20 protein-coding genes are annotated in these 20609 nt (G+C 74.0%); 11 read left to right on the forward strand and 9 right to left on the reverse strand.

The annotated features are described in order from the left end of the window. Positions 1 to 76: 76 nt before the first annotated feature. Genes QA634_RS21245 through QA634_RS21255 form a run of 3 tightly spaced genes read right to left on the reverse strand, consistent with a single transcriptional unit; the run spans position 77 to position 2028 of the window. On the reverse strand, positions 77 to 550 hold the full coding sequence (locus QA634_RS21245; protein WP_012333928.1) for a hypothetical protein: 474 nt from the start codon (positions 548 to 550) through the stop codon (positions 77 to 79). Next, a complete protein-coding gene (locus QA634_RS21250; protein ID WP_012333929.1) occupies positions 534 to 884 on the reverse strand; it encodes a rod-binding protein in 351 nt (116 codons plus the stop codon). The genes QA634_RS21245 and QA634_RS21250 overlap by 17 nt, the downstream gene beginning before the upstream one ends. Before the next feature lie 28 nt (positions 885 to 912). Next, positions 913 to 2028 carry a flagellar basal body P-ring protein FlgI gene (locus QA634_RS21255; protein WP_012333930.1) on the reverse strand — a complete coding sequence of 372 codons (1116 nt, stop codon included), beginning with the start codon at positions 2026 to 2028 and terminating at the stop codon, positions 913 to 915. A gap of 249 nt (positions 2029 to 2277) precedes the next feature. On the opposite strand from QA634_RS21255, the gene QA634_RS21260 reads away from it, so the two are divergent. The 4 genes from QA634_RS21260 (at position 2278) to QA634_RS21275 (ending at position 5371) form a co-directional block, all read left to right on the forward strand. Beyond that, the gene (locus tag QA634_RS21260) at positions 2278 to 2694 is read left to right on the forward strand and encodes a flagellar assembly protein FliX (RefSeq protein ID WP_012333931.1); all 417 of its coding nucleotides are present in this window, start codon (positions 2278 to 2280) and stop codon (positions 2692 to 2694) included. Between the two features lie 57 nt (positions 2695 to 2751). Then, positions 2752 to 4125: an MBOAT family O-acyltransferase gene (locus QA634_RS21265; protein ID WP_012333932.1), complete on the forward strand. Its 1374-nt coding sequence runs from the start codon at positions 2752 to 2754 to the stop codon at positions 4123 to 4125. A gap of 180 nt (positions 4126 to 4305) precedes the next feature. Then, positions 4306 to 4725: an RNA polymerase-binding protein DksA gene (gene dksA, locus QA634_RS21270; protein ID WP_012333933.1), complete on the forward strand. Its 420-nt coding sequence runs from the start codon at positions 4306 to 4308 to the stop codon at positions 4723 to 4725. A 253-nt stretch (positions 4726 to 4978) separates the two neighbouring features. After that, entirely contained in the window at positions 4979 to 5371 is a 393-nt protein-coding gene (locus QA634_RS21275) for a GcrA family cell cycle regulator (protein ID WP_036270822.1), read from the forward strand. Between the two features lie 136 nt (positions 5372 to 5507). Here the strand turns inward: QA634_RS21275 and flgH are convergent, their stop codons facing one another. The 4 genes from flgH to flgF are packed head-to-tail and all read right to left on the reverse strand — an operon-like array spanning position 5508 to position 8867. Then, complete coding sequence (gene flgH / locus QA634_RS21280; protein WP_012333935.1) at positions 5508 to 6248, reverse strand: flagellar basal body L-ring protein FlgH; 741 nt, start codon at positions 6246 to 6248, stop codon at positions 5508 to 5510. Positions 6249 to 6253: 5 nt separating this feature from the next. After that, positions 6254 to 7297, reverse strand: coding sequence for a flagellar basal body P-ring formation chaperone FlgA (flgA, locus tag QA634_RS21285; RefSeq protein WP_012333936.1), 1044 nt, complete (start codon positions 7295 to 7297; stop codon positions 6254 to 6256). An 18-nt stretch (positions 7298 to 7315) separates the two neighbouring features. After that, positions 7316 to 8107 carry a flagellar basal-body rod protein FlgG gene (gene flgG / locus QA634_RS21290; protein WP_012333937.1) on the reverse strand — a complete coding sequence of 264 codons (792 nt, stop codon included), beginning with the start codon at positions 8105 to 8107 and terminating at the stop codon, positions 7316 to 7318. A 13-nt stretch (positions 8108 to 8120) separates the two neighbouring features. Then, on the reverse strand, positions 8121 to 8867 hold the full coding sequence (gene flgF / locus QA634_RS21295) for a flagellar basal-body rod protein FlgF (RefSeq protein ID WP_012333938.1): 747 nt from the start codon (positions 8865 to 8867) through the stop codon (positions 8121 to 8123). Between the two features lie 264 nt (positions 8868 to 9131). Between flgF and fliL the strand changes: the two genes are divergently transcribed. The 5 genes from fliL to QA634_RS21320 all read left to right on the forward strand — a co-directional run bounded on the left by fliL (position 9132) and on the right by QA634_RS21320 (position 14591). Further along, the gene (gene fliL / locus QA634_RS21300) at positions 9132 to 9632 is read left to right on the forward strand and encodes a flagellar basal body-associated protein FliL (protein ID WP_012333939.1); all 501 of its coding nucleotides are present in this window, start codon (positions 9132 to 9134) and stop codon (positions 9630 to 9632) included. A gap of 21 nt (positions 9633 to 9653) precedes the next feature. After that, a complete protein-coding gene (gene fliM / locus QA634_RS21305; protein ID WP_012333940.1) occupies positions 9654 to 10865 on the forward strand; it encodes a flagellar motor switch protein FliM in 1212 nt (403 codons plus the stop codon). 35 nt (positions 10866 to 10900) lie between these two features. After that, positions 10901 to 11392, forward strand: a complete 492-nt coding sequence (locus QA634_RS21310; protein ID WP_012333941.1) for a DUF6468 domain-containing protein — start codon at positions 10901 to 10903, stop codon at positions 11390 to 11392. Continuing rightward, positions 11389 to 12321, forward strand: a complete 933-nt coding sequence (locus QA634_RS21315; protein WP_012333942.1) for a MotE family protein — start codon at positions 11389 to 11391, stop codon at positions 12319 to 12321. Before QA634_RS21310 ends, QA634_RS21315 begins: the two co-directional genes overlap by 4 nt. A gap of 173 nt (positions 12322 to 12494) precedes the next feature. Beyond that, a complete protein-coding gene (locus QA634_RS21320; RefSeq protein WP_012333943.1) occupies positions 12495 to 14591 on the forward strand; it encodes a methyl-accepting chemotaxis protein in 2097 nt (698 codons plus the stop codon). A 15-nt stretch (positions 14592 to 14606) separates the two neighbouring features. On the opposite strand, the gene QA634_RS21325 is transcribed toward QA634_RS21320, so the two are convergent. Beyond that, positions 14607 to 17063: a type IA DNA topoisomerase gene (locus QA634_RS21325; RefSeq protein WP_265576399.1), complete on the reverse strand. Its 2457-nt coding sequence runs from the start codon at positions 17061 to 17063 to the stop codon at positions 14607 to 14609. A gap of 199 nt (positions 17064 to 17262) precedes the next feature. On the opposite strand from QA634_RS21325, the gene QA634_RS21330 reads away from it, so the two are divergent. Then, positions 17263 to 17679 carry a hypothetical protein gene (locus QA634_RS21330; protein ID WP_012333945.1) on the forward strand — a complete coding sequence of 139 codons (417 nt, stop codon included), beginning with the start codon at positions 17263 to 17265 and terminating at the stop codon, positions 17677 to 17679. Between the two features lie 96 nt (positions 17680 to 17775). Here QA634_RS21330 and QA634_RS21335 read toward each other — a convergent pair whose 3' ends face one another. Next, positions 17776 to 17988: a hypothetical protein gene (locus QA634_RS21335; protein ID WP_012333946.1), complete on the reverse strand. Its 213-nt coding sequence runs from the start codon at positions 17986 to 17988 to the stop codon at positions 17776 to 17778. 251 nt (positions 17989 to 18239) lie between these two features. Between QA634_RS21335 and QA634_RS21340 the strand changes: the two genes are divergently transcribed. Continuing rightward, positions 18240 to 20600 (forward strand): putative bifunctional diguanylate cyclase/phosphodiesterase, encoded by a 2361-nt coding sequence (locus QA634_RS21340; RefSeq protein WP_043702583.1) that lies wholly within the window; start codon positions 18240 to 18242, stop codon positions 20598 to 20600. Positions 20601 to 20609: the final 9 nt, after the last annotated feature.

The raw sequence follows: 20609 nt of genomic DNA on the forward strand, positions 1-20609 counted from the left end.
GAGGACGTGGCGATGTCCGGCCCGGGCGCTCCGCCCGATATCGCGGGTTGCGGCGAGGTCGCGGACCGTCACGGCCCTACAGGCTGCGCGACAGGACCAGCGGCGTCGCCCGGGCCGCCCCGTAGGGCGAGGGCATCGGCCGGGCGCGGCCGTAGCCCTGGGGCTGGTCCGCCCGGGCGAGATCCGCCGAGAGCGATTTCAGCAGCCCCTCGGAGACGCTGCGGGCCGTGGCGAGCACCGCCTGGTTGCGCTCCAGCACCGCCGCGAAGCGGCGATGCGCCTCGCGCAGCGCCGCGATCCCGGCCGGGGCGAAGCGCGCCAGCGCCACCGCATTCGCCTTCACCTCCTCCAGCCCGGTCAGGTAGGCGCCGGCCAGGGCCGCCTTCGCGGCCTCGCCCGCCAATCCCTCGCGCAGGCGGCCCGCGCGCACATGCGCGCTCTCCGCCTCCAGGGCGGCTTCGAGGGCGCTCATCCGTCCGAGCGTCTCGGCGACGAGGCGCTCGGCCGCGGCCGCATCCGCGACCCGCACGGGCTCAGGCCGCGGCGGCATTCCCCGCCTCCTGCATGCGCAGCATCTCGCGCATCACCTGGTCGCCGATGCCGACGCCGCCGCTCTTCACGATGCTCTGCGCGTATTCCTTGTTCAGCATCGAGCGGTAGACGCCGCCGCCGGTGCCGTTCTCGCCGAGCGGGCCGTCGGACCCGGTCGACCCGTTCAGCTTGTCGAGGGTCGTCTCCAGGAACATCGACTCGAAGTCCTGCGCGGTCTTCCTGATCTTGGCGGTTCCGCCGGTCGCGGTGCCGAGCGCGGCGCCGGCGACGCCCGCGAGGGCCCGGCCGGCGGCGATCGCCGTGGTGGCGGCGAGAGGAGCGAGGGGGAGCATGGCGGGAATCTCCTTTGCGGCGGGGCCGTCACATCACCTCGATGTCGGCCTGGAGGGCGCCCGAGGCCTTGATGGCCTGCAGGATCGAGATCAGGTCGCGCGGGCCGATGCCGAGCGCGTTGAGGCCGTCCACGAGCTCGCGCAGGCTCACGCCCTCCTTGACGAGGGCGAGCTTGTTGCGGTCGCCGGTCTCGACCTTGATGGCGGTGCGCGGCACCACCACGGTCTGGCCCTGGGACAGGGGTTCGGGCTGGCTGACCTGCGGCTGCTCGGTGATCGTGACGGTGAGGTTGCCCTGCGCCACCGCCACCGTGGAGACGCGCACGTCGCGGCCCATCACGATGATGCCGGAGCGCTCGTCGATCACGACGCGGGCGGTCTGGTCGGGCTCGACCTTGAGCTGCTCGATCTCGGTGAGCAGCCGGATCATGTTGCCCTGGTAGCGCGGCGGCACCTGCAGGGTGACGGTGGAGGGGTCGGTGGGCTCGGCCGTGTCGGCCCCCATGAAGTCGTTGATCGCCGCGGCGATCCGCTTCGAGGTGGTGAGGTCCGGGTTGCGCAGCGAGAGCCGCAGCGCCCGCTGCTGGCCGAGCTTGAACTCGATCTCGCGCTCGATCATGGCGCCGTTGGCGATGCGCCCGTTCGTCGGCACGCCGCGGGTGACCTTGGCGGCGTCGCCCTCGGCCTGGAACCCCGCGATGGCGAGCGACCCCTGCGCCAGGGCGTAGACCTCGCCGTCCGCGCCGAGGAGCGGCGTGACCAGGAGCGTGCCGCCCTGCAGGGACTTGGCGTCCCCCAGCGAGGAGACCGTGACGTCGATCCGGGTGCCCTGGGCGGCGAAGGGCGGCAGGTTCGCCGTCACCATGACGGCGGCGAGGTTCGCCGTGCGCATGGTGGCGCCGCGGGTATTGACCCCGAGGCGCTCCAGCATCGCCTGCACCGATTGCTTGGTGAAGGGCACGTTGTTGAGCGTGTCGCCGGTGCCGTTGAGCCCGACCACGATGCCGTAGCCGACGAGCTGGTTGGGGCGCACGCCCTCGATCGTGGCGAGATCCTTCACCCGCGACAGGGCGCGGGCCGGGCCCGCCGCCAGGGGCGCGGCGAGGCAGAGGAGGAGGATCGGAACGAGGCGGGAGAGACGCATCACGCATCCTGACGGAACGGCCGAGGATCCGGGTGCCAGGACCGTGCCAGCCGCCGCGTCCCGCGAAGTCTCTGAGAATCAAGGATGTTCCTGGCCGGCGAGCGGCCCGGCCGGCCCCGCGCGCCCGGCGGAATCGGCCGGCCCGGCAGCTTTTGCCGGCGCCTTTACGTTTCGTTCACCATGCTGGCGCAGGCTCCCCGTCGATCCCGGCCCTCGCGGAGGCGCTTCGGAGGAGCGCCAAGGAGCGTCATGCGCGTCGATCCCCGCATCGTGACCGCCGCCCCGGGCGGCGGCGTCAGGCGCCCGGCTGAGGGCCCGCAGGCATTCGCGGTCGCGCCCGAGGCCGCGCCGCGCGGCCCCACCAGCGCGGGCGGCGCCGCGACGCTGGCGGGGCTCGACGCGATCCTCACCCTCCAGAGCCAGCCCGACGATCCCGGCGAGCGCCGCCGCCGCAGCGCCCGGCGCGGCCACGACCTGCTCGACGCCCTCGACCGGCTCAAGGCGGCCCTGCTCGGCGGGCGGGTCAGCACCCAGGACCTGAAGGCGATCGCCGCGCGCCTCGCCGAGCGCGGCGGCGCGTCGGGCGATCCGCGCCTCGACGACCTGATCGGGCAGATCGAACTCAGGGCCGAGGTCGAGCTGGCCAAGCTCGGCCTCTCGGGCTGACCGCGTTGACGCCCCGGATCCGATCGCCCAGAAGGGCGCCCGCCCGGACCGGCCGCGATGCTGTTCAACTCCTTCCCGTTCCTCCTCGGCTTCCTGCCGCTGGCCCTGGCCCTGCACGCCCTGGTGCTGCGGTTGCGGCCCGGCTGGCGCCTGCCGTTGCTGGTCCTGCTGTCCTTCGCCTTCTACGGCTGGTGGGATCCGCGCTTCGTGCCCCTGCTCGCCGGCTCGATCGGCCTCAACTGGCTCGTGGCGCGTCGGGCCGGCCCGGGCGGGGGGCGCCGGGCGATCCCGGCGGCGATCGTCGCCAACCTCGCGCTCCTCGCCCTGTTCAAGTACGCGGGCTGGCTGACGGACCTCGCGAACCTCGTGCCGGGTCTCGACCTGACGCGGCCGAGCCTCGCCCTGCCGCTCGGCATCTCGTTCTTCACCTTCCACCACATCATGTACCTCGTCGATCTGCGGGCGGGCCGCGCCCCGCCGGTCGATCTCACCCGCTACGCCCTCTACCTCGCCTTCTTCCCGCAGGTGCTGGCGGGGCCGCTGGTGCGCTGGAGCGAGATCCTCCACCAATTCGACGCGCCCCCCTCGGCGGGCCCGGAGGCCGCCCCGCGGCTCGCCCGGGGGCTGATGCTGCTCTGCCTGGGCCTTGCCAAGAAGGTCTTCCTCGGCGATCCGCTCGCGGCCTACGCCAATCCGGTCTTCGAGGCGGCGGCGCAGGGCCAGGCCGTCGCGGTGGCGCAGGCCTGGCAGGCCACGCTCGCCTTCACGTTCCAGATCTACTTCGACTTCTCGGGCTACACCGACATGGCGCTCGGCCTCGCGCTCCTGTTCGGGATCGTCCTGCCGCAGAACTTCGACGCTCCCTACCGGGCGACCTCCCTGCGGGACTTCTGGCGGCGCTGGCACATGACCCTGTCGCGCTTCCTGCGCGACTACCTCTACGTGCCGCTCGGGGGCAACCGGCGCGGGCTCGCGGTGCAGCTCGGGGCGCTCCTCGCCACGATGACGCTCGGCGGCCTCTGGCACGGGGCGGGGCTCACCTTCGTGGCCTGGGGCGCGGCGCACGGGCTCGGGCTCGGCGCCGGGCTGCTGTGGCGGCGGGCCGGATGGCCCATGCCGGCTCTCCTCGGCTGGGCGCTGACCTTCGGCTTCGTGACGCTGACCTGGGTGCTGTTCCGCGCCCCCTCCTTCGACGCGGCGGTCGCGATCTACAAGGGGCTCGCCGGCTTCGGGCCGGCCGGGGAGGGGCTGAAGTGGCGCGCCTTCCTGCCGGCCCTGGTCGCGGCGCTCGCCGGGCCGACCGCCTGGGCGGCGGTGCACCGGATCCCGCCCCGGCCCGCCGCCGCCGCCGCCTTCGGCCTCCTGCTCGCCGCCGCGCTGCTGCGGATCGGCGACGAGGCGAACTACACCTTCATCTACTTCCAGTTCTGAGGGCAGCGGCCGCGCCGCGCCGGGCGGCGCGCCGCCGTGGCGCGCGGGCAGCAGGGGGCGGGCCGGGGCGGTCCGAACCTCGCGTGACGAGGAAGCCACGTTGTCGGGCCATCCTGGCTCGATTATACGCCTGCACCGAACGGCGCCGGCCGCGTAAACTGCGATGTATCGAGGGGCGTGATGGCGAAGGTCGTGATCGAGGACGGTTATGCCCCCAGCGATGCCGAGCCTTTCATGAATGAACGGCAGCGCGAGTATTTCCGCCGTAAGTTGCTGAGCTGGAAGCAGGACATCCTGCGGGAGGCCCAGGACACCCTGGTCGCCCTGCAGACCGAGAACGAGAATCACCCGGACCTGACCGACCGCGCATCATCCGAGACCGATCGGGCGATCGAGCTCCGCGCCCGCGACCGGCAGCGCAAACTGATCGCCAAGATCGACGCGGCGCTCGCCCGGATCGAGGACGGCTCCTACGGCTATTGCGAGGAGACGGGCGAGCCGATCTCCCTCAAGCGCCTGGAGGCGCGGCCGATCGCGACCCTGTCCCTGGAGGCTCAGGAGCGCCACGAGCGCCGCGAGCGCGTCTACCGCGACGATTGATCCGACATCCGATGGATTGCGTCGCGATACGGATGTCGGCGTCGCTCACGCGCCGCGCGGGCGTGTCATCCGCTGTCCGGACGTGATTGTCCCGACAGCGTCTGACCGGGGCCTCCCATGTGGCGCGTCGCCGCGGACGCGCCGGTGCGGCGGCGGCGCGCGATTCGCGGTGGATAGTCTTCGCCGCAGCGCGGCAGCCGCTGGTGTCGGGGCATCGGATCGTCAACATCTCGCTCGGCGAGTGATCGACGGGATGGCGATGTCGACCTGGACGGACGAGCGGATCGAGGAACTGAAGCGGCTCTGGAGCCAGAGCCTGACCGGCACCGAGATCGCCAAGCGCCTCGGGCTGAAGGACCGCAACGCGGTGATGGGCAAGATCCATCGGCTCGGTCTCGCCCGCAAGAACATCGCGGCGGAGGCGAATCCGCCCGCGAACGACACGCGGCCGGCCGAGCCCGAGATGCCGCTGCACCCGATCCTGCTGCTCAAGGAATGGTCCTGCCGCTTCCCGGTCGGCGATCCCCTCGGCAGCGAGTTCCGCTTCTGCGGCGCCAAGCGCCAGCCGGGCCTGCCCTATTGCGAGGCCCATGCGCGCATCGCCTACACGCCGGTCGAGCGCTCGCAGCGCGCGGCGCGGCGCTGAGCATTCCGCGCCGAACCGGTCACCGCTTCGGCGGCGAAGATGATGCGAGACCAAGGGACTTGAGCGGAATGGCCGGGGCCGTTCGGCTCAGCCGGGGGCGGCCGGCGCGGCGCGCCGCGGCCCCCGCCGAGCGGGTTCAGAAGGGCAGCATCACGTCGAGGAATTGCTGCCCGTAGCGGGGCTGCTGCACGTCGGTGATCTGGCCGCGACCGCCATAGGCGATGCGCGCCTCCGCGATCTTGGCCGAATCGATCGTGTTGTCCGATTCGATGTCCTCCGGGCGGATCACCCCGGCGACGACGAGTTCGCGCACCTCGAAATTGACCCGGATCTCCTGCTTGCCCTCGACCACGAGGTTGCCGTTCGGGAGCACCTGCGTGACGATCGCCGCCACGTTGGTGGTTACGGTCTCGGCCCGCTGGATCGAGCCCGCCCCGTCGTTGCTCATGGTGGACGCGGTGTCGAGCAGGTTCTTGGGATCGGCCGCGCCGATGAGCTTGGCGCTCTTCTCCAGCCCGAACGCGTTCGGGACGCCGAAAGCCTCGGTATTCGCCCGCGAGCGCTTGGTCTCGTTATTGAGGTTGGCCTTGTCGGTGACGTTGACCTTCACGGTGACGAGATCGCCGACCTTGGCGGCGCGCTGATCCTTGAAGAAGGCGCGCGAGCCGGTGCGCCAGAGGGAGTTCGGCGCGTAGGAGACCGGTTGAACCTCCGGCATCGGCAGGCGCACCGGCTTGTAGCCGGCCTGGGCGGTCGGGTCCTCGATGGCCGAGAGGGGCGGCCGCGCACCGATCTGGCTCAGCCGGTCGACCGTGTTGCAGGCCGAGAGGCCGGCCCCGAGCAGGCAGGCGAGGGCGAGGCGGGAGGCGAGGGGCATGGCGGTCACGGGCGGGCGGGGAGCGCGGCGGCGAGGCTGGCGGGGCGCGGGGCGGGGCCGACGCTGACCCGGCCGGGGCCGACCACCGTGCCCTGCAGCACCTTCTTGGAGACGGGGTTGACGACCGAGACCGTCGCGCCGAGCGGACCGCCCTCGCGGGCCAGCCCGCCCAGGGCGAGGCTCACTCCCGGCCCCTCGTAGAGGATCGTCACCGCCTCGCCCCGCTGGACGAGGTCGGGTCGGGCGAGGTCGGCGCTCCGCAGGGGCTGACCGGGGGCGAGGGCGCGCTGGGCGACCTGGCCCACCAGGGACGCGGCGTCCGCCACGCCGTCGGGCGGCGCGGCGTCCCGGGGGCGCCGCTCCAGCGTCACGTCCTGCGGCCCGACCGTCTCGCCCCGGGCCAGCGGCCGGGCGAGCACCGCGACCTCGACCATCTCGATGACCTGCCCGGATACCCGCAGGGAGGCTTGGCGCTCGCCCACCGTGACGAGGCCCGAGACCCGGCGGCTGCGCGGATCGTAGGTCACCTCCGCGGCGTGGGCCGGGGCGTCGAGATCCACCGGCACGGTCAGCACCGGCGCCTCGCCGTCGAAGGCCACCGAGAGGCTCGCCGCGTCGAGGCCCCGCAGGCGGGCCAGGGCCTCGCGCAGGGCGGCCTCGATCTCGGGGGCGGCGATGCGGCGCGCCGCCCGCTGCACGGTGACCTGGAGGCGGCCGCCGCTCTCCGGCGGCTCGACCCCGAGATGGGCCGCCGCCTCCATGATGCGGCGCACCTGGATCGTCCCGGTGGCGCCGAGGGCCGGCGCCCGGAACAGGGGCCGCTCCGCGAGCTCCGCGGGCGCGCCGGACACGAGGTCGCCGAGGGTGATCACGTCGCGGCGGGCCGTGATGTCCCCCCGCAGCACCGGGCGCTCGGGCCCGGCCGCGAGCACCGGCAGGGTCAGGAAGCCGAGCGCGACGAGGGCGAGGGCCGTGCGGCCGAGGATGCCGGCGCTGAGCAGCGCGCAGGTCCTCGCGCGCACCGGCGGCTCATGGGGATCGAAGCTCATCTGGGCTGACCTCGGAGGCTACCCGCGGAACATCTGCGAGGTGGTGGAGAGCATCTGGTCGGCGGCGGTGACGACCTTCGAGTTCATCTCGTAGGCGCGCTGCGCGGCGATCAGGGACGAGATCTCGGTGACGGCGTTGACGTTCGCCTCCTCGAGGTAGCTCTGCTGGAGGCTCCCGAAGCCCTCGGTCCCGGGATTGCCCTGAATCGCCGGCCCGGAGGCCTGGGTCTCGATGAAGAGGTTGTCGCCGATCGATTCGAGCCCGACCTTGTTGACGAAGCGCGCGAGCTGGATCTGGCCGAGATTCTGCGGCGCGGTCTGGCCCGGCAGCGTGGCCTGCACCAGCCCCGAGGCGCTGATCGTCACGGCGGTGGCGTTGTTCGGCACCGTGATCGCCGGGTTGAGCAGGTAGCCGTCGCGGCTGACGATCTGGCCCTGCGCGTCGAGGTCGAACGAGCCGTCCCGCGTGTAGGCGGTGCGCCCGTCCGGCATCGTGATCTGGAACAGGCCCTCGCCGCGGATCGCGACGTCGTAGGTCTTCTCCGTGGAGGAGAGCGTGCCCTGGCTCATCACCCGGGCGGTCGAGGTGGTCTTGACGCCCGAGCCGAGGGCGAGGCCGGCGGGCAGCTGGTTGCCCTGGTCGGAGGTCGCCGTCCCGGCCCGGCGCAGGTTCTGGTAGAGCAGGTCCTGGAAATGCGCCTGCTGGCGCTTGTAGCCGGTGGTGCGCAGGTTCGCGATGTTGTTGGAGATGACCTGGACGTTGAGTTCCTGGGCCGCCATCCCGGTGGCGGCGGCGTAGAGGGCGCGCATCGCGGCTCACTCCTCAGGCGTTGCCGACATCGGCGAGGCGCTGGATGGCGCTGCCGCGCAGGGAATCCATGCGCGCGATCGTGTCGGCGACGAGCGCGTAGACGCGGTTGACCTCCATCATGCGGGTCATGGTGAGCACCGGGCTGACGTTGGAGCGTTCGAGGGCGCCGGGCTCGATCCGCGCCAGGGGGCCGGCGGGCCGCGGCGGCGCCGAGGCGGCGTAGAGGTTCGCCCCCGCATTGGTGAGCTGGCGCGGATCCGCGAAGGCCACGAGGCGGATCCGGCCCCGGTTGCCCTGGCTGGTCGAGACGGTGCCGTCCGCCCCGATCGCCAGCCCCGTCTCCTGCGGGTTGATCTGGATCGGCCCGCCCTCGCCGAGGACGAGGTTGCCGTCGCTCGTGACCAGCTGGCCCTGCGCGTTGAGCTCGAAGGCGCCGTTGCGGGTGTAGCGCTCGCCCTGCGGCGTCTGCACGGCGAAGAAGGCGTCGCCCCGGATCGCCGCGTTGAGCGGGTTGCCGGTCGACTCGATCGGCCCCTGCGCGAGGTCGAGGGGCGTGCCCGCGTCGATGACGTAGGACAGGCGCCGGTCCGGCATCCGGAAGGTCTCGGCCCGGGCCTTGGGCATCAGGTATTCCTGGAAATGCGTCGTGCGGCCCTTGAAGCCCGTCGTCGAGACGTTCGCCATGTTGTTGGCGATCACCTCGAGTTCGCGCCCGAGCGCCATCTGGGCCGAGAGACCGATCAACTGCGCGTTCTGCATCGTCCCTGCGCTCCGCGAACCCTTCCCCGCCGGGTCGGCAGGGAGAGGGGATCGCAGGGGCCGTGCCAGGTCGCGCCGGCGGGGAAAATCCTTGCGCGACAGCAGCTTGGACGAATGCCCGGCGCTCCCGGCCGCGAGCCGGGAGCGCCGGGCGGCAGCTTCGACCCGGCAGGATCTGCCGCCTTAACGGCGGATTAACCATGCTCCTTTACCGTTTGTGCCGCACGCCCCGCCGGTCGGGCGGGTTGCGGGACGCGGTCAGCCATGGCGAAGAAGCCGAAGAAGGCGCCCGAGGGCGAGGAGGGCGAGGAGGGCGGGGGCCCGGAGGCGAAGCGCGGGAAGACGCTCGCCCTGGTCGCGGGCGCGCTCGTCGTCCTGCTCCTGGCGGGCGGCGGCTACGGCTTCGTGAAGTACCGCGCCGGAAAGACCGAGGAGGTGGCCGAGGCCAAGCCCGCCATCACCTTCCTGGACGTGCGCGACCTCGTGATGAACCTCACCCCGGATGTCGGGCAGCCGAACGTGCGCTTCATCAAGCTGAAGGTCGCCCTGGAGGTCCACGACCCGAAGACGGCGGCCGAGATCCAGCCGCTGATGCCGCGCATCGAGGACGCCTTCCAGGTCTACATCCGCGAGATGCGCCCGGCCGATTTCGACGGCTCGATCGGCACCTACCGGTTGCGGGAGGAATTGCTGCGGCGCGTCAACGTCGCGGTCTACCCGGCCCGGGTGGACGCCGTGCTGTTCAAGGAATTCGTGATCCAGTAGCCGCGGGAAGGGACCAGCACCTTGGCCGGACCGGACGACGAGATCCTGGACGACGACTGGGCGGCGGCGCTCGCCGAGCAGAATGCCGGCGGCGACGCCTCCCTGGCGGAGGAATGGGGCGCGGCCCTCGCCGAGCAGGGCACGACCCTGTCGAGCGACATGGCGGCCGAATGGGCCAACATGATCGACGAGGGCGAGGCCGAGAACCTCCCCGAACTCGCCGGGAACGACCGGATCCTCAACCAGGAGGAGATTGACCAAGTCCTCGGCTTCTCGCTGAGGGAACTCTCGGCCTCGGGCGCGGGCGGCATCCGCGCGATCGTCGATTCGGGCGTCGTCTCCTACGAACGCCTGCCGATGCTGGAGATCATCTTCGACCGGATGATCCGGTTGTTGTCGACCTCCCTGCGCAACTTCTTCCAGGACAACGTCGAGGTCACGCTCGACAACATCACCTCGGTGCGCTTCGGCGACTACCTCAACGCGATTCCGCTACCGACGCTGCTCGGCGTGTTCAAGGCCGACCTGTGGGAGAATTCCGGCCTCGTCACGGTCGATTCGAACCTCGCCTACGCGACGCTCGACCTGCTGCTCGGCGGCAAGCGCGGCACGACGACGATCCGCCTCGACGGGCGGCCCTTCACCAGCATCGAGATGTCGCTGGTGCGGCGCATGCTGGAGATCATCCTCGGCGACCTCGAAGCCTCCTTCCAGCCCCTCTCGCCGGTGCGCTTCCAGATCGACCGGCTCGAATCGAACCCGCGCTTCGCCACCATCACCCGGCCGGCCAACGCCGCCATCCTGATCGACCTCAAGCTCGACATGGAGGGCCGCGGCGGCCTGCTGCAGATCCTGTTCCCCTACGCCACGATCGAGCCGATCCGCGACCTGCTGCTGCAGAGCTTCATGGGCGAGAAGCTCGGGCGGGACCACGTCTGGGAGGGGCACCTCGCCACCGAGATCTGGCAGGCCGAGGTCGAGGTGGAGGCGGTGCTCCACCAGATGACCCTGCCGCTCAAGCGCGTCCTCGCCCTCGAAGTGGGCGACACGATCCTGTTCGACGCCAAGCCCACGGACCTCATCACCCTGCGCTGCGGCGACTGGGCGCTGAGCCAGGGGCGGATCGGGCGGCTGGAGGACAGCATCGCGGTCCAGGTCACCCGCCCGCTCCGGCGCGCCCGCACCACCTTCGCGGCCTTCGAGGCCTCGATGAAGAACCAGAAGGACGGCTGAACCGTGTCCCACGCCCTCGCGCAAGCGGCTTCGCCATGACAGCCCTGGTCGGATTGCTGGCCGACGGGCTCGTCGCCGTGCTCCTCGTCGCGAGCATCGTCTCGTCGGTGACGCTGAGCCGCCGCATCGTGCGGCTCAAGGCCGACGAATCCGCCATGCGCCGCACCATCGGCGACCTCATGATCGCGACCGAATCGGCCGAGCGGGCCATCACCGGGCTTCGCGCGACGCTCGGCGCCTGCGAGCGCACCCTGGCCGAGCGCCTCACCGTGGCGGAGGCGACGACGGCGGGGCTCGCCGAGCAGGTCCGGGCCGGCGAGGAGGTGGTGGAGCGCATCGCCCGCATCGTCGCCCAGGCACGCCCGGCCGCGGCCGCGGCCGCGCCCGCCGTGATGTCCGCCGCCCCGGCCCGGGCGCCCGCCGCCCCGCCCGAGCCCTCGACCGCCGAGCGCCTCGGCGCCGCCGCCGCCGCCGCCCGCGCGCTCAGCGAGCGGGCCCTCAACCGCCTCCAGAGCCAGGCCGCATGAGCGGAACCCTGCGGCGGCTGGCCGCGCGGCTCGCCGGGACGCGGCCCACCCATCGCCCGTCCGGGCCAGAGGCCAGGCCAGGCGTCAAGCCAGACGTCAAGCCAGACGCCAAGCCCCGCGCCGGACGCGGGCGGCCCTCGCCCGGCAAGCTCGTCAAGAAGCCCTCCTGGCGGGGGCCGAGCCCGCGCCTGCGGCTCGTGGATGCGGTCGCGCTCGCGGCGGGCGGCCTGCTGATCCTCAAGCTCCTCAGCCTCGCGGCGGAGGACGGCCCGGCGCGCCGCACGGATTTCGCCCGCGTGCTCTCGCATGCCCGCGCGGGGGCCGAGCTGCCGGACCCCTCGGTGACCGGCTCGGTCGGGTCGAAGGAGGAGGCCGAGCGGGAGACCAGGGAGGCGGGCAGGGAGCCGCCCGCGTCCCGGCCCGCCCCCAGGGCCGCGCCCGAGGGCGCCTCCAGCGAGCGGGCGATCCTCGAGAAGCTCGGCGCCCGCCGCGACGCGCTGCAGCAGCGCAACCGCGACCTCGACACCCGCGAGCAGCTCCTCGAGAACGCCGAGCGCCGGCTGGAGACGCGCATCCGCGACCTGAAATCCCTGGAGGACAAGGCCGAGGGCGCCGCCGTGGCCAAGCGCGGCGAGAGCGAGGCGGCGGGGTTGAAGCCCCTCGTCACCATGTACGAGACCATGAAGCCGAAGGAGGCGGCGCGCGTCTTCGACCGGCTCTCCCTCGACGTGCTGGTGCCGGTCGTGGTGGCGATGAACCCGCGCAAGATGGCCGAGGTGCTGGCGGTGATGCAGCCGGAGGCCGCCGAGAAGCTGACGGTCGCCCTGGCGATGCGCGCCCGCGGCGCCCCCGTCCCGCCGCCCGCGCCGAGCGCCGCCGCGCTGCCCCCGAACGAGTTGCCGGCGATCGAGCCTCCGCCCGGGCGGTGACGCCCCGGCCTCGCCGGACCGGCATCCCGGGGCCCGAGTGCTCCGGCTTCCGACGCGACCACGCGCTACAGCCCGGATAGGCCTTTGGTCCAGATCGGAGGGCCGCTTTCCTTAGGGAAGAATACAGACTTGCCGCCGATCATCCGGCGGATTCGAGCAATCGGGAGCTCCCCATGCGGTCCCTGTCGATCCGCGTCGTCGTCATGTCACTGTCGCTAGGGCTCGGGCTCGCCGCGGTCGCGCTCGCGGCGTTCCAGCTCGCCGGGCTGATCGACCGCAGGGAGGTCGCCGACCGGGTCGCGACCTACGTGGCGGCCGACCGGGCGCTCTTCCTCGGGCTGACCGGGACGCGCCTGGAGCGCGGTTACGGCTTCACCGCCCTGATGCAGGACCTCGAGACCGGTCGCTGGAACCGGGAGAAGTCGCTCGAGGCCCGGCCCGCCCTGGATCAGGCCGTCGCGCGGGCGGTGGGGGAGATGCGCCGCGTGGCGAGCCCCGCCCTGCGCGACAAGGGCGCCGAGATCGACGCGCTCTACGAGGAGTGGAAGCGGCTGCGCCCGTCCGTGACGGCGGCCTACGGCCAGGAGCTCCCGGCGCGCGATCCCGCGCTGGGCAAGCGGATGATGGAACTCGGAACCCGCCTCGTCACGCTCCTCGAAGCGGCCTCCGACGCCGTCGAGACCGAGATCCGCGCGCTGGATCCCGCGCTCTCGGGACATCTCGACGCGCGCATGACGACCTGGCTGGCCCGGACCTCGATCGGGCAGCACGCCTTCGTCACCAACAACCTGATGGCGGCGGGGCGGCCGGCCACGCCGGCCGAGGCGATCGAGCTCGGCCAGGCGGACACCCAGAACCGCAGCGCCTGGCAGCTCGTCGGCCGCATGATCAAGGCCGGCGGCTTCGAGGCCGCGGTGCGCGACGCCTACGCGCGCGCCCAGGACCTGAACTACGCCGGGAGCATGGCGCGGATGCGCGACTCCGCCACCGCCGCGGTGCATGACGGCCGCCCGATCCAGCTGCCGCGCCGGGAATGGGATATGAGCGTCTTCGAGGGCCAGGCCGCCATCGTCGACGTGGCGGTCGCCCTGCTGGACGCGGCCGTCGCCGAGGCCCAGGCCCGCTCGGCGCAGGCCGGCCGGGCGGTGTCCCTCTGCGCGGCGCTGATCGTCGCGCTGGTGCTCCTCACCGGGGCGGCGCTCGTGATCGTGCAGGTCAGGGTGGTGCGCGGCATCCTGAACCTCTCGGTCGCGATGCAGGACCTCGCGGCCGGGCGCATGGACGTCGAGGTGCCGGGGGCGGGACGCCGGGACGAGCTCGGCGCGATGGCGGCGGCCGTGCAGGTTTTCCGCACGAACCTGGTCCACGCCAGGGCGATGGAGGAGCAGGCCTCCCGCGAGCGCCTCTCGGCCCAGGAGCAGCGGCGGGCCGGCCGCCGCCAGCTGGCCGACGCCTTCGAGGCGGCGGTGAGCGGCATCATCACGGTCGTCTCCTCGTCGGCCGACGCGCTGCAGAGTGCCGCCGGCGCGATGACCAGCACCGCGGCCGAGACGGCGGACCGCTCCGCGCGGGTCGCGTCCTCGGCCGAGCGGGCCGCGTCCAACGTCGCGGCGGTGGCGGCCGCGACCGAGGAGCTCGGCGCCTCGGCCCAGGAGATCGGCCGGCAGGTCTCCGGCTCGGCGGATCTCGCCCGCGTGGCGGTCGGCGAGGCGGACCAGACCGCCTCGCTCGTCCACGAACTGAGCGGCGCGGTCGCCCGGATCGGCGACGTGGTGTCGATCATCTCCTCGATCGCGAGCCAGACCAACCTGCTGGCCTTGAACGCCACGATCGAGGCGGCGCGGGCCGGCGAGGCGGGGCGCGGCTTCGCCGTGGTCGCCGCCGAGGTGAAGGCCCTGGCCGACCAGACCGCCAAGGCCACCGACGAGATCGCCCGGCAGATTGGGCAGGTCCAGGGCGCGACCGGCAACGCCGTGGCGGCGATCGGCGGCATCGCGGCGCGGATTCGGGAGATCAGCGGCCTCGCGGTCGCCACCGCCTCGGCGGTCGAGGAGCAGGGCGCGGTCACGCAGGAGATCCTGCGCAACGTCACGCAGGCGGCGGACGGCGCGGGCGAGGTCAGGAACACCATCGCGGGCGTCGCGGGGGCGGCGGAGCGGACCGGCACCACCGCCGGCCAGGTGCTGTCCTCGGCCTCCGACCTCTCGCGCGAGGCGCAGCACCTCTCGGAGGAGGTGACGCGCTTCCTCTCGGGCCTGCGCGCCGCCTGAGCGCGCGGGCCCGGATCAGGCCGGCTCCCCGAGGGCGGTCCCCGCCGTCCGGGCGCGGGGTGAGCGCGCGGGCCTCCGTCGCGGGCGCCCCGCGCCGGGCCGGCGGGGGCCGGCGCGCTCCCGCGCCTCCGCGGGCGCCGGCCGGGCATGCGCGTCGAGGAAGGCCCGGCAGGCCGCGAACTCCGTCCGCGCCTCCTCGGGCAGGTCGGGCAGGCCCGCCTCCCGCGCGAGGGATTCGGCGTAGCGCAGCATGGCGGGCGTGGGCGGGCGCGGGGCGCCCGGCGCGGTCGGCTCCCGCTTCTCCGCGTGCGCGTCGAGGAAGCGCCGGCAGACCGCGGCGTCGCGCGCGACGCCGCGGGGCAGGGGCAGGTTCTTCCGGGCGGCGAGCGCCGTCGCGAAGGCCACCATCGCGTCGCTCGGCGGCCGCCCGGCCGGCGCGGCGGCCGGGCCCTCGACGGCGGCCCGTTCCAGCCCGGCCACTGCGGCGATCAGCGCGTCGAGGCGCGCCCGGGTCCGCTGCCGAAACGTCTCGGCCCGGCTCACCGCCTCGGCGCGCGTCGCGGCCCGGCCGATCTCGGCGAGGTCCGCCTCGAACACCGCGCGCCCGACCGGGTCGCCGTAGGCCGGGAAGACCCGCCGGACGGCGTCGATGAAGGCGAGGCCCGCCTCCGTCACGGTGATCGTGGGGTCGCGGCCCCTGGCGCCGCCCCCGCCCCGGTCGGCGCGGCCGGGGGTGTCGCGCCGGCGCCGCGGGGCGTTGCCCCCCGCACCGGCCCGCGCATCGGCGGGGAGAGCGCCGCCGAGGACGACGTAGCCGCTCTTCTCCAGCTTCGGCAGCACCGCGTCGCGGGTCGCGGCCGTCCCGAGGCCGCGGGGCTCGTTCGGGTTCGCCGGGTTCTCCAGGGCGCGCTTGAGCGCCGGATCCTCCACCTGGTCGATGAGCCGGCCCATCACCACCGGCAGCTCGCCGCGGGTGATCCGGCGCGGCGGCTCGGTCATCGCGCCCTCGACCCGCGCCTCGCCGGCGCGGGCCGCCTCGCCCGGTGCGACCGGCGGCAGGCGCCCGGCCGAGGGCTCGTCCTCCCGCTTCGCCTTGCCGGGCACGGGCTCCTCGTCCTCGGCCTCGGCGCCGTAGACCGCCCGCCAGCCGGGCGCGCGCACGACGCTGCCGGTCACCGCGAAGCGCTTGGGCCCGAGCGCGGTCGCGACCTCGGCCGAGACCGTGGTCCGGGCGTCGATCCCGTCCGGCAGGTGGGCGGCCAGGAAGGCCTTGGCCACCAGCTCCCAGAGCCGCCACGCCTCCGGCCCGACCTCGCCCGGCCGCGGCACCTTGCGCAGCGGCACGATGGCGTGGTGCTCGCCCGGATCCTTGACGTAGTGGCCGCGCGGACCGCGGCGGAGCACGACCGCCCCGGGCGCCGGGACGAGCCCGGCGAGGTCGGGCAGGCTCGCGCCGAGCGCCGCGAGCACGGCCGGCGCGTCGCCGCTCTGGCTCTCCGGCAAGTGCTCGGATTCGGTGCGCGGGTAGCTCAGGAAGCCGCGGTCGTAGAGGTCCTGGGCCAGGGAGGCGGTGCGCTGCGGGTCGAAGCCGAAGCTCTTGGCGCAGCGCCGGGCCAGGGTGTCCTTCGAGAACAGCCGCGGCGGCGGGCGCCGCACGTCCCGCTCGGCGACCGCGAGGGGCCCGGCCCAGCCGCGCGCCGCGGCCGCGATCGCCTCCGCCTCCTCGCGGGCGAAGATCCGCTCCTTCGGCGCGTGCCACAGCGTCAACTCCGCCCCGCTCACCGTTGCGACCGGCAGCGCGATCCGGAAGAATTCCCGCGGCACGAAGTCCCGGATGCGCCGCTCCAGATCGGCCAGCAGCGCGAGGGTCGGCGTCTGCACGCCGCCGAAGCGCCAGGGCTCCCGGAAGGCCGCCGGGCGCAGGCGCAGCGACACCGCCCGGGTGCCGTTGAGTCCGAGATGCCAATCCTCGTAGCGGCGGCAGAGCGCCTCCTGGTAGGCGGCGTAGTCCCGCTCGCCCGAATCCGGGTCGCGCCCCAGGGCCGCGAAGGCGCGCCGGATCGAGACCTCGTCGAGGGCGCCGAGGCGCAGCCGGTCGACCCGGCCGCGATAGCCCAGGTGCTCCAGCACCTCCCAGGCGATCATCGAGCCCTCGCGGCCCGGATCGGTGGCGATGATCACCCGCTCGACCCCGTCGAGGGCCCGGCGGATCGCCGCGATCCGAGCGGCGTGCGAGGCCCCGGACCGGCTCTGCCCGCAGCAGAGCGGGATCTCGTCGACGGCGATCGGCAGGTCCTCGAACCGCCACGCCTTCCAGGCCGGCCTGATCTCGGCGGGTTCCTGCGCGGCGAGCAGGTGCCCCTCGGCGGCGATGCAGACCGTCGTCGGCGCGCGGAAGAAGCGCTGCAGCTCGCGCATCGCCGAGGGCTTCTCGAAGAAGAACAACGTCCTTCCGGCCTGGCCACGGGCCATGGCGCCAGATCCTCAGCGGCAGAATGCGAACGGATCAGGAACATATCGGCCGGGCGGGCGCCCGTCAACGCGGGTCCGCGCCGGCTCCCGGCGCATCGCCTCGGCGCGCCCCTGCCTCAGTCATCATCCCCAGCTTGCCCCGTCGAGGGCGGATGTCATCTTGGATGACGAGGGGAAACTTGCCGAGAGGACCAGTACCATGGATATACGGAACAGCGTTCTGGCCGCCGCAATCCTGACATTCGTGGGTGTTGGTCTTGCGGGTCAGGCGCGCGCGCAGGGCCTGCTGGTGGAGCCGCCGGGTCTTCCGGGCGTGGTGCTGCCGCGGCTGGCGCCGGGCGCGAATCCGCTGGTCGACGGCTCCCTGGTCTTCCACGGGAATTACTGCGGCCCCGGCGACCGCGGCCCGGGCCGCCCTCCGGTCGACGCGCTCGACCGGGCCTGCATGCACCACGATGCCTGCACGCCGGCGGGGGGCGTGCCGTCCTGCGCCTGCAACGCCCGCCTGCAGCGGGAGGCCACCGCCGTGGCGCGCAGCCGGCGCCAGCCCGCGGACCTGCGCGACCTCGCCGCCCTCGTGGCCCAGGGCGCGGCCGCGATGCCCTGCAATCCCTGACCCGAGATCGTTCGCCGACGCATCACCGCTTCCGCGGCGGGCGTGAGCCGCGATCCTGATCCTCGGCGCAGCGGCGGCCCGCGCTCCTGCCGGGCGTCACGGGGCGCGGCGGGGCGTCCCCTCCTGATCCCGCCGCGCCACCACGCGCAGCGCGGGGAAGGCGGGGCGGCGCTGCGCGGGCCACCCCGCGCGGCAGGCCGCGTTGTCGTTGGCCGGCCGATTCTCGCACGGCATGTAGGCGTCGAGCACGTCGACCGCGTACAGGATCCTGCGGACCGGCGTCGCGGCGCGGCGCCTGCCGCGGCTCATCCGGTGACCAGCCCCCCATTGTCTCGATCGCCCGCTCATCTCGCCCGCCTCGCCTGTCACGCCCGGTCGGTTGCCGGGTCACAACGATCTAGCCGCGGGATGCGATCCGGCGTGGTGCTCGGGCGCACGCGAGCGGACGCGGTCCCGCCCGGGCCGCGGACGGCGCGGCCGACGCGCGCGGCGCGTTAACGCCTCCGCAACGTGACCTAAGGGAAAGTCGCCGGGAGGGTGGCCGGCGACGGGTGCGCGGGGTGACGACGAGCCTTCAATCCCTGTCCGGGTCACAGGAGCTCAGGCTGCTCGGCCTCGCCGCGCTCCTCGCCCTGATGGCGACGGTCACGACCATCGACCTCCTGCAGCACGCGAAGGGCGGCGGCGGGCGGGCCCGGCGCGTGTGGCTCGCGACCGCCGCCGCGGCGGGCGGCTTCGCCCTCTGGGCGGCGCAGGTGGTCGCCCTCCTGGCCGACGACGCGGCGGTGCCGCTCGGCGCGGTGCCGGTCGTCCTGTCGCTGGCCGCCTCCGTCGTGACCCTCGCGGCCGCTCTCCGGCTGGCGCTCGATCCGCGCCCGGCCCTGCGGATGACCGGGGGCGCGCTCCTGGGCCTCGGCGTGCTGGCGCCGCACGATCTCGACCTGATCGGCGGGGCGACGTCCCTGGGCGACCTCGCGCGAGTCGGCGCCGGAGCCGGGGCGGCGGCGCTGATCGGTGCCCTCGGCATGCGGCTCGCCGCCGGGGAGGCGCCCGGGCGGCAGAGCGCGGGCAGCCTCGTCCTCGTCTGCGCCGGGCTCGCGCGCTACCTCGGGCAGCGCAACCTCGTTCATCAGGACCTGCCCCATCAGGGCCTCGCCGCGCTGTCCGACGACGGCATCGCTCCGGTGGTCGGCGTCGCCAGCCTGATGCTGCTGGCCGTCGTCCTGGCGACCCTCGCGGTGGACCGGCAGGCGCGGCGCCGGCGCGAGCAGCAGGACCTCGCGCGCAGTCTCGCGGACGCCTCGATCGAGGGCATCGCCCTCTGCGACGGCGACCGGATCGTGACCGCGAATACCAGCCTCGCCGCCCTGCTCGGCTGCCCGGCCGAGCGCCTGCGCGGCCGCCGGCTCGGCGACCTGCTCGAGGGGGAGGGCCAGGCGCGCCTCGACGCGGCGGAGGGGCGCGCCGTCGCGGTGACCCTGGTGGGAGGGCGGGGCGAGCGCGTCGCCGCCGAGGCCGCGCTCCGCCCGATCACCGTCGCGGGGCGGCCCCACCGGGCCCTGGCCGTGCGCGACGTCACGGCGCGCCTCGAGGCGGAGCGGCACATCCAGTACCTCGTCCACCACGACGCCCTGACCGGCCTGCCGAACCGGGCGCGGTTCAACGAGCGGCTGGAGGGCGCGGTCGCGGAAGCCGCGCGCGGCGCGCGCGGTCTGGCGGTCCTCTGCCTCGACGTCGACCGCTTCAAGGAGGTGAACGACACCTGCGGCGAGGCGGCCGGCGACGCGGGCCTGCGCCTGATCGTGCGCTGGGTGGAGCGCGCCCTGGCGGAGGATCAGGTGCTGGCCCGCCTCGGCGCCGACGAGTTCGCCGTCCTGGCGCCGGGCCTGGAGCGGGAGCACGAGGTTTCCGGGCTCGCCGAGCGCGTCCTGGCCGCCTTGCGGCCCGAGATCTGGCGGGAGAGCGGGCTGCCCGCGCTCACCCTGAGCATCGGGGCGGCCCTGTTCCCGCGCGACGCCCAGGACGCGGCCGGCCTGATGAGCCGCGCCGAGGCCGCGCTGGCGGCCGTCAAGGCGCAGGGCGGGGACGGGTTCCGGATCTTCAAGGTCGGGCTCGGCGCCGAGCTGCGCGAGCGCCGCGGCCTCGAGCACGACCTCCGCCAGGCGGCGCGCAGGGGCGAGTTCGCGCTCGTCTACCAGCCCCAGATCGACGTCGCCTCCGGGCGGGTGGTGGGTTTCGAGGCGCTGCTGCGCTGGACCCATCCGGAGCGCGGGCAGGTCCCGCCGGACCGCTTCATCCCGATCGCCGAGGAGACCGGGTCGATCCTGGCGATCGGCGAGTGGGTGCTGCGCCAGGTCTGCCGCGAGGCCGCGGGCTGGGAGAGCCCGCTGCGGGTGGCCGTGAACGTCTCGCCGGTCCAGCTCCACCACCCGGACTTCGCGCAGGTGGTGCAGGAGGTGCTCCACGAGACCGGCCTCGACCCGGCGCGGCTGGAACTGGAGATCACCGAGACCGCCCTGGTGCGCGAGCCCGCCCGCGCCCTGGTCACCCTGCGGCGCCTGAAGGCGCTCGGCCTGCGGATCGCCATGGACGATTTCGGGACGGGCTACTCGTCCCTGTCGAACCTGCGCGTCTTCCCCTTCGACAAGATCAAGATCGACCGCTCGCTGGTCCGCGCCGTGGACGAGAACCGCGAGGCGGCGGCGATCCTGCGGGCGGTGCTGGGCCTCGGGCGCGGCCTCGGGCTCCCGGTCGTGGCCGAGGGAGTCGAGACCCTGGCCGAGCTCGCCTTCCTCGACACGGAGGCCTGCCAGGAGGCGCAGGGCTACCTGATCGGCAAGCCCCTGCCGATCGAGGCCTTCGGGGAGCTCACCCGGCTCGGCGCGGCGGCGCAGGCGCGCGGGGCCCGCGACGCCCCGTGATCCGCCGGC

The sequence above is a fragment of the Methylobacterium sp. CB376 genome, assembly GCF_029714205.1.
In the GTDB taxonomy this organism is placed as follows: domain Bacteria; phylum Pseudomonadota; class Alphaproteobacteria; order Rhizobiales; family Beijerinckiaceae; genus Methylobacterium.